This is a genomic window from Corallococcus aberystwythensis, from assembly GCF_003612165.1.
Lineage (GTDB): Bacteria > Myxococcota > Myxococcia > Myxococcales > Myxococcaceae > Corallococcus > Corallococcus aberystwythensis.
Genome location: NZ_RAWK01000365.1, coordinates 1 through 7800, shown reverse-complemented (window position 1 = coordinate 7800; position 7800 = coordinate 1). Strand labels below are relative to the sequence as shown.

4 protein-coding genes are annotated in these 7800 nt (G+C 73.6%); 1 reads left to right on the top strand and 3 read right to left on the bottom strand.

All coding sequences use genetic code 11. From position 1 onward, the window contains the following. Nucleotides 1-4497, bottom strand: a 4497-nt coding sequence (locus D7W81_RS42135) for a tetratricopeptide repeat protein (RefSeq protein WP_147445765.1), incomplete at its 3' end; no start/stop codon positions are given. A gap of 175 nt (nt 4498-4672) precedes the next feature. Next, a complete protein-coding gene (locus D7W81_RS37645; protein WP_120560197.1) occupies nt 4673-5611 on the bottom strand; it encodes an RluA family pseudouridine synthase in 939 nt (312 codons plus the stop codon). Between the two features lie 133 nt (nt 5612-5744). Here D7W81_RS37645 and D7W81_RS37640 point away from each other — a divergent pair, with 133 nt between their 5' ends. Further along, nucleotides 5745-7265 carry a gluzincin family metallopeptidase gene (locus tag D7W81_RS37640; RefSeq protein WP_120560196.1) on the top strand — a complete coding sequence of 507 codons (1521 nt, stop codon included), beginning with the start codon at nt 5745-5747 and terminating at the stop codon, nt 7263-7265. A 13-nt stretch (nt 7266-7278) separates the two neighbouring features. Here D7W81_RS37640 and D7W81_RS37635 read toward each other — a convergent pair whose 3' ends face one another. Beyond that, entirely contained in the window at nt 7279-7620 is a 342-nt protein-coding gene (locus D7W81_RS37635) for a hypothetical protein (RefSeq protein WP_120560195.1), read from the bottom strand. Nucleotides 7621-7800 lie beyond the last annotated feature (180 nt).

Genomic DNA, 7800 nt, shown 5'->3' with positions numbered 1-7800 from the left:
GTATAAGAGACAGGCCGGGGGTTCCACGCCGCTGGCGGACAGCGGGGCACGGGGCGCGTGTCCGGCGCGCGGGGCGCGTTCAACGCGGGAAGGGGCCTCGCGAACCTGCGTGCCCGCGTTCTTGGAGGCGCGGGCTGCGTTGTCTTCGGGATTGGACGCGGCGGTGGCGGCCTTGCGCGACGGGGCGGGGACTTCGGGTTCCGCGTCTGGAGAGAGCGATGCTCCGAAGGCCGTGGTCCTTTCGCGCGGGGGCGTCGTGGAAGCTCGCGGCTTGTGGTCGGGCGCGGAGGCTCCGTCATCCGGCGTGGAGCCGGGTGTACGAGGCGGCTTCATGGCCCTGGCCATGCCGCTGGGAGCGGGGGCGGAGTCCGCGAGGGAGACAGGGCCTTCCGCTGGCGCCTTCGTGGACGCGGAGCGACGGGACGGCTCCGCTTCCGGCGACGTGCTCGCGACCGAGGCGTGACGTCCGGACGGGGCCTTCGGTTGGCGGGAGTCCTCGGTGGCTGGTGCCGCGACGTCTGCGGGAGCGTGACGACCGGATGCAGCCTTGGGTTGACGAGGGGCCTCCGGACCTGGCGACGCGGTGTCTACGGGCGAATGACTTCCCGATGGGGCCTTCGGTTGGCGGGAGGCCTCGGTATCCGGTGCCGCGACGCCTGCGGGAGCGTGACGACCGGATGCAGCCTTGGGTTGACGAGGCGCTTCCGGAACGGACGCAGCGGCGCCTACCGGTGCATGACTTCCCGAAGGGGCCTTGGGCTGGCGAGGGGCTTCCGAGCCCGGGGGCGTGGCCCTTACGGAGGCGTGACGTCCGGACGGGGCCTTCGGCGGGAGGACGACCTCCGCACCCGGAGAGGTCTCCGCGTTCGAGACAGGGCTCCCCACCGGAGCCTTCCCGGAAGCGGCCCTCCGCGACGTGGGGTCGGCCACGTCACTCCGAGCCGCTGTGCGCGCGCGCTTCCGGTTGCCTGGAGCCGCGTCGGGCTCCTCGCCAGCCGTGTTCGTCGGACCGCCGGGTCCCGCGGATCCAGCTGCCGCGTCTTCACGTTCCGCGCGTGAAGCAGCGGTTGCCGCAGAAGCCGACGCCTTCCGGGCCGCGCCGTCCTTCGTCCGGGGCGAGCGCTTCCCCGCCGCGTTGTCGGCCGAGGCTTCCTCCGCATTGAGCAGCGACGGGACGTCCGTGTTGGACGTCACCTCGTCGGACAGGTCCTTGCGCTTCGCGGGCACGAGCCCCGTGGCGACTGGCGGCGCCACGAGCACCGACGGCGGCGGCACCCCGACGGCCTGCGCTGGTGCCGGGCGCGCGGGCTCGGACAGAGGCGGACGGGCGCGCTGCTCGCGGGACTTGCGCAGGCTCTCGGCGCGGCGCGCGTAGAGGCGGGCCTTCTCGGTGTTGTGCAGCACCTCGCGGCAGAAGAGCGCGAGCCGCTCCCACGTGCGCTGGCGCTCCTCGTCGTCCTCCGTCGCGGTGGCCGCGTTCTCCAGCGCCCAGGCGGCCTCGCCAAACTGCTCGCGTTCGGTGCAGCGGTCCGCGAGCAGCAGCCAGGCTTCCTTGTGCCCCGGTTCGAAGCGCACGGCCTGACGGAGTTCCGCCAGCGCCGCGCCCGCGTCGCCCATCGCCTCCAGCGTGGCGATCCGCTCCAGGTGGGCCTTGCGCGCGGCGGGTCCCCGAGGCTCACGCGCGAGCTGCGCGTGCAGCAACTGGCTCAACGCGGGCAGGTCGCCCAGACGGCGCGCGAGCGCCAACAGGTGCTCCCGGGGCTGCTCGTTGTCCGGGCTCTCCGCGAGCACCTCGGCCCAGGCCCACTGCGCGATGCGCAGGTCGCCCAGGGACTCCTCCGCGGTCTGCGCGAGCACCCGCAGCGCTTCCAGGCGATCCGGTGCCCGGCGGGGCGCGGCGGCACAGGCGGCGCGCAGCCGCTCGACCCGGGCGAAGCGCTCCTCGTCGGAGACACTGCGCACGAGCCCCGCGAGCACGGGCAGCATCCCGGGCACGAGCGCATCCGCCGCCTCGAAGTCCTCGCGCGCCTTGGCGGGGACGCCCATGTTCAGCTGCCGCTCGCCTCGCGTCAGCAGGGCCACGGCCCGGGCCCGTGAGGTCCTCGCGCGCGCGATCGCGTCATCGAGCGCACGGCGCACGAGCGAGGCGTCCTCACGCTGCGACAGCAGCCGGACCTGTTCACGGAGCGCGGTGCGCTCGCCGGTCAGCTCGACAATCTCCCGGTACATGCGCGCGGCGCCGGCGGAGTCCTGGAGTTCGTTCTCCATCACCTCCGCGAGCCGCGTGAGCGCTTCCGCGCGCTCCGGGGCGTCCTTCGCGCGGTCCGCGCGCTTGAGGTACAGCTGGGCCAGCTCGCGCCACGCACGGCGCGCGATGAGCTGGGCCTCCTGACGCTGCGACTGGGCCCGCTCCGAGCCCTCATCCGGAGCGCGCGCCGGGGCAGCCGCGTCCGGAGGAGCCGGGCTCGCACCGGGCTCGGAGGGCTTCACCGCCGGGACGCGAGTGGAGTCGCGCTTGGGAGCGGCGGGGGTTGCCTGTGCGGGCGCGCGCTGTGGGGCCGAGTCCGGCGGCGGGAAGACCACTTCCGAAGTGGCCTCCTCCTCCTCGAACGCGGGCTTCGAAGCGGCGGGAACCAGCACGGAGACCCGTCGCGGAGCGGAGGGTTTGTCGTCCCGGGCCTGGGTTGACGCGGAAGCGCCCTTCTCCGCTTCGGCACGTTCGGGCGGGATGATCTCCGACGTTGCCTCGTCGGCATCGAACGCCATCGCGGGCGCGCCCGGCACCAGCACCGCGCTGGATGGACGCGGGGGGAGCACTTCCGACGTCGCTTCGTCCGCGTCGAAGCCCTTCGAGGGACCACCCGGCACCAGCACCGCATCAGGCTGGCGTGGAGGCGTCTTCTTCGATGCCGAGGCGTTCTCGTCGGGTGCCTTCGCCTGGGATTCAACCTCCGGTCCGGCTGGACGCGGAAGGAGCATCTCCGACGTGGATTCGTCTTCGTCAAAGGCCTTGGAAGGCGCTCCCGGGACCAGCACCGATGCAGGCGAACGCGGCGGCATCCGCTCTACGGAGGGAGCCTCCTCCAGCTTCTTGCCAAAGACCTGCGTCGCCTCGAACAACGGAGCGGGGCTCGGCGCGGTATCAGGGGGCTTTGCGGGTTCCGCGGGCGTTCGCGTTGCATCAGCGACCTTCGCTTCGGGCGCCACCGCCGTGTCCGCGGGCAGTGACGACGCGGCCATGGGTTCAGGCGCGTGCGCCGCATCCGCTGGCAACGATGTGCTCGATGCCGTTTCGACGCGCGCAGGAGCCCGCGTTTCGTCCGCCAACAAGAAGGCGCTCAACGCCGCGATGACGTGCGCAGGCACATCCGCGCTGTTCGGGGGCACTGAAGCGCTCGGCGCCGCGACGTCAGGCGCGGGCGCCGGGGTCGCATCGCCCTGCGAAGCCGCACTGGATACGACGGCACTGGGCTCCGGTGCCGGTGCCGCCTCTCCCGGTGACGATGCCCTGGATATACCGGCAGCCGGTGCCGGTACCGCCTCTCCCTGCGACGATGCGCTGGATGCGCCCGCAGCGAGCCCCAGCGTTGGTGCCGCGTCCACGGGCGACGGCGCGCTCAAGGGCTCGGCGCTCTGCGCACCGGTCATCGACTTCGCATCGGATGACGGCAGGACGCTCGACGTATCAACAGGCGCCCGCACCCCATCCCCGGGCGACGGGGCGGCGGCTGTCTCGGAGCCCTTGTCGCTCAGCGCCTGCGCCACGGCCTCCGGCTTCTCGGCGGAACCTTCCACCGTGAGCCCGCTGCCCTCGGCCCCGGAAGCCGCCGTCACGGGTTCCGGAACGGACTTCGCGCCCCGCGGCGGCGTCACCACGCGGGCCTTGCCTGGCCCGTCGTCCTCCCAGGGGAACTCCGGTCCTCGCGACGCCGTGCTTGCCAGCCCGGCCCACTCTCCCAGCGGGACCTGCACCGTGGCGGCCCTCGGAGCCCAGGCTGGCGGCACCGGCACCACCGGCATCTCCACCACCGTGTTCCCCAGCTCCGGATCCGACAGCGCCAGCGCGGAGACCTCCACGGTCTTCGTCCGGGACTCCTCGTCCTCCGCGGGCGGCTGCCGCGACGGCGCGTCCTTGGCCTTCGCCACCCGCTCGCGCAGCACGTCGAGCACGAAGCGGGCCCGCGCGTCGTCGGGCGCGTCCATCAACAAGCCGTTGAGCACCGCCGCGGCGCGAGCCTCCTGCGCCGTGCGCCGCAACACCCGCGATAGCTGACGGCGGACCGCGCGGCGGACCTCGCCCCGCTCCGTCACCATCGCCGCGTCCAGCAGGGTGATGACGGCGCGCTCCGTGCCCGCTCGCAGCGCGCACCGGACCAGCACCGCCGCCAGCCGGGGCGTCATCGGCAGGGAGCGGCTGGCGGACACCAGGCCGGAATACGCTCGCGCCGCCTGCCCCTCACGGAGCAACCGGGCGGCGTCCTGGCAGATCTGGGCCACCGCGCCTCGCACGTCCTCACCCCGCGAGCCTGGCTCCGGTCCGCGAAGGGAGGGCTCCGGCGTCCGTGGGCCCTTGCCGTGTCTCCCGCCACCCATGAAGTCCCCAGTCTACACACGATGCGCGCGACGCGGGCACCCCGTCCTCCGGGTGAAGCGCGCCGGGTTTTCCCGGTTCTCAGGTGGCATCCGCCGCCACGATGGGCCCCTCCAGAACGCGCATCCCCGCCGCGTCGAAGAACGCCCGCAGGTCGCCCGGCACCGGCGCCTCCAGCCGCAGCGGCTGGCCCGTCCGCGGATGCCCCAGCTCCAGCGCCTGCGCATGCAGCAGGCAGCGCGGCGCCATCAGGCCTCCCGCGCTCCCCGCGCCGCCATAGCGCGCATCCCCCAGGATGGGGTTCCCCAGCGCCGTCAGGTGCGCCCGGAGCTGGTGCGTGCGGCCCGTCCGGGGCAGCAGCTCCACCAGGCAGAACGCATCTCCCGCGAACAGCGTCCGGTAGTCCGTCCACGCGGGCACGCCGTTGGCCGCGCGGGTCGCCCGCCAACGCCCCGGCCGCGAGGGGTCCTTCGACAGGGGCAGGTCCACCGTGCCGCCCGCCGGAAGCCCCGGCCCCGTCGCCGCGAGGTACCGCTTGCGCGCGGTCCCCTCCCGGAACGCCTCGGCCAGCGCGGAGGTGGCCTGGGCCGTCTTGCCGAACACCGTCACCCCGGAGGTCTCCCGGTCCAGCCGGTGCACCAGTCCCGCCGGCCGCCCCAGGTGCTCGCCCACCAGGTCCACCAGGCTTCCGCCCACGCGGCCTTCGGTGGGCTGCGCGTTCAGGCCCGCGGGCTTGTCCACCGCGATGACGTCCGCGTCCTCGAACAGCACGCGCAACGGGGACGCCGGCTTCGCGGCCTCCAGCGGACTCTGCCCCGCCTCCTCCAGCACCACCGTCACCACCTGCGCGGGCTGGAGCTTCACGGCCCCGTCCCGCGCGCGGCGCCCCGCCACGTACACGGCGCCCACATCCACCAGCCGCCGCACATCCGCCGCCGGCAGCGCCAGCTCCGCCGCCACCGCGTCCACCAGCGCGCGCCCCGCGTGCGCCCCTTCCGCCCGGAACGTCCGGCGCTTCATCTCGCGCCCTCCCCTTCACCAGGGGATTCCAGGGGGGCATGCGGCCGGGCAGCGGAGGCAGAGGACATGGCCCGACACTCTATGCGCGTGCTCCCTGCCCTGACGCGGGCTTCCTGTTACCTTCCGCGCCGCCATGGACCGTCCCCTGCACTCCGTCCGGTCGCGGCTGGATGACTTCCTCGCCGAGCTGGCCACCCTCCAGTACCGCTACGGCGCCGGACTCTCCCCGGACCTCCCCGTCGCGCGCCTGTACGCCTCCTTCCCGGAGCTGTCCTCGCCCGAGACCTTCGCCGCCGCCAACGAGGCGCTCGCCCGCGCTCGCGGCAAGGACGACCCCGTCGCCGTCCGCCGCATCACGCTGGTGCGCGAGCTCATCGCCACCCAGGTGGAAGAGTCACTCGCCCTGCCCGCGGCGGACGCCGTCGTCGCGCTGGAGGCCCGCTCCCACATCCCCGCCGACGACACGACGCTGTCGCTGGCCCAGGCCCTGTCCCAGCTTCCGCGCGAGCCCCACCGCTCCCGCCGCGCCCTGCTGGAGCGCGGCGCCGGCAACTTCCTCTGGGAGAACCGCGGCGCCTACGGAGACCGGCGCGACGCCGCGCTCCAGGCCGCGGAGGTGTTGGGCTTCCCGAACTACCCCGCCCTGCGCCAGGACGTCACCGGCATCGACACGGCGAAGCTGGCCGAGGCCGCGGAAGAAACCCTGAAGCGCACCGAGGACGCCTACCGCGACGTGCTGGCCTACGTGCTGCGCAAGCTGGAGCCCACCCTGCGCCCGCTGCCCGGCGGCGAGGCGCGGCGCCACGACGTGCAGCACGCCCAGCGCGCCCCGTGGATGGACGCCCACTTCCGCCGCGAGGACACCGTCCCCGCCGTGATGCGCTGGCTGTCCGACTGGGGCCTGCACCCGGAGGCCGGCGGCCGCATCCGCCTGGACGACGAGGCCCGCCCCGGCAAGGCGTCACGCCCCTTCGTCGCCGCCGTGCGCGTGCCGGACGAAATCCACCTGGTCCTCCAGCCCCGGAGCGGCATGGACGCGCTGGGCGACCTGCTCCACGAACTGGGCCACGCGTGGCACCTGGCCCACGTGGACGCGGACGCCCCCATGGAGCTGCGCCGGCTGGGCGACGCCTCCGTCACGGAAGCGTACGCCTCCACCTTCGAGCGGCTGCTGCTCTCCCCGCCCTGGCTCAAGCGCTACCTGGGCCTGCCCTCCGGCACGACGAAGGACGTCGTGCGGCTGGCCGCCTTCCAGGCCCTGGCCGTGCTGCGCCGCCACTGCGCGAAGCTGTCCTACGAGCTGTCCCTCTCCACCAAGGGCGCCTCCACGGACCGCGCGGACGAGTACGCCGACGGCCAGCGCCGCGCCCTCTTCGCGCAGCCGCACCCGGGCTTCTTCCTGCACGACGTGGACTCGCAGCTCTACGTCACCCGCTACCTGCGGGCCTGGGCGCTGGAGACCCGGCTCACCGCGTCGCTGCTGGAGCGGTTCAACGAGGACTTCTGGCGCAACCCCGCCGCCTTCACCTGGCTGAAGGGGCTTTTCGCGCGCGGCGGTGCCGCCGACGCGGAGGGACTGGCCACGGAGATCTCGGGCACGCCGCTGGCGTTGCCCGAGGCGGGAGCGCGCCTCGTGGCCATCCTCAACCAGTAGGGAAAGCGGCTCCCTACTTCTTCTTGGCGCGCAGCGCGCGGACGATCTTGTCCTTCGCCGCGTTGGCCGGAGTCGCCTCGCGGGCGGGCGCCTTGGAGGCGTTGGCCGCCGTGCGCGTCTGGCCGGTGCGCGCGCGCATGGCCTTCATCAGCTGCATCTCGATGACGAGCAGCTCGTCCGCCAGCTCCGCGTTGGCACCCGCGGCGCGAGGCAGCGGAGCGCTCTTGCTGGGAGCGCCCGCGCCGTGACGCATGCGCAGGGCCTTCTCCTCCTCGGCAGTCAGCGTGGTGGACTTCTCCAGCGCCGCCTTGACCTCTTTCGCGGTCAACGTGCTACTTCCGACCTTGCGCTCCATCTCCGCTCCCTTCGTTGTGCACGCCTGAACACCCGAGCATGTCAGATGCGTCTGGGCCGCAACCGACGAGGATTGTAGGGGACGCAAGAGGGCCGTCAAAATTTCTTCCAACAGGCCGCTGCCATTCTGTAGCGGCCCGCCCCACCCGCTACAGCTACAGGCGCATCCCCAGCCCCAGGA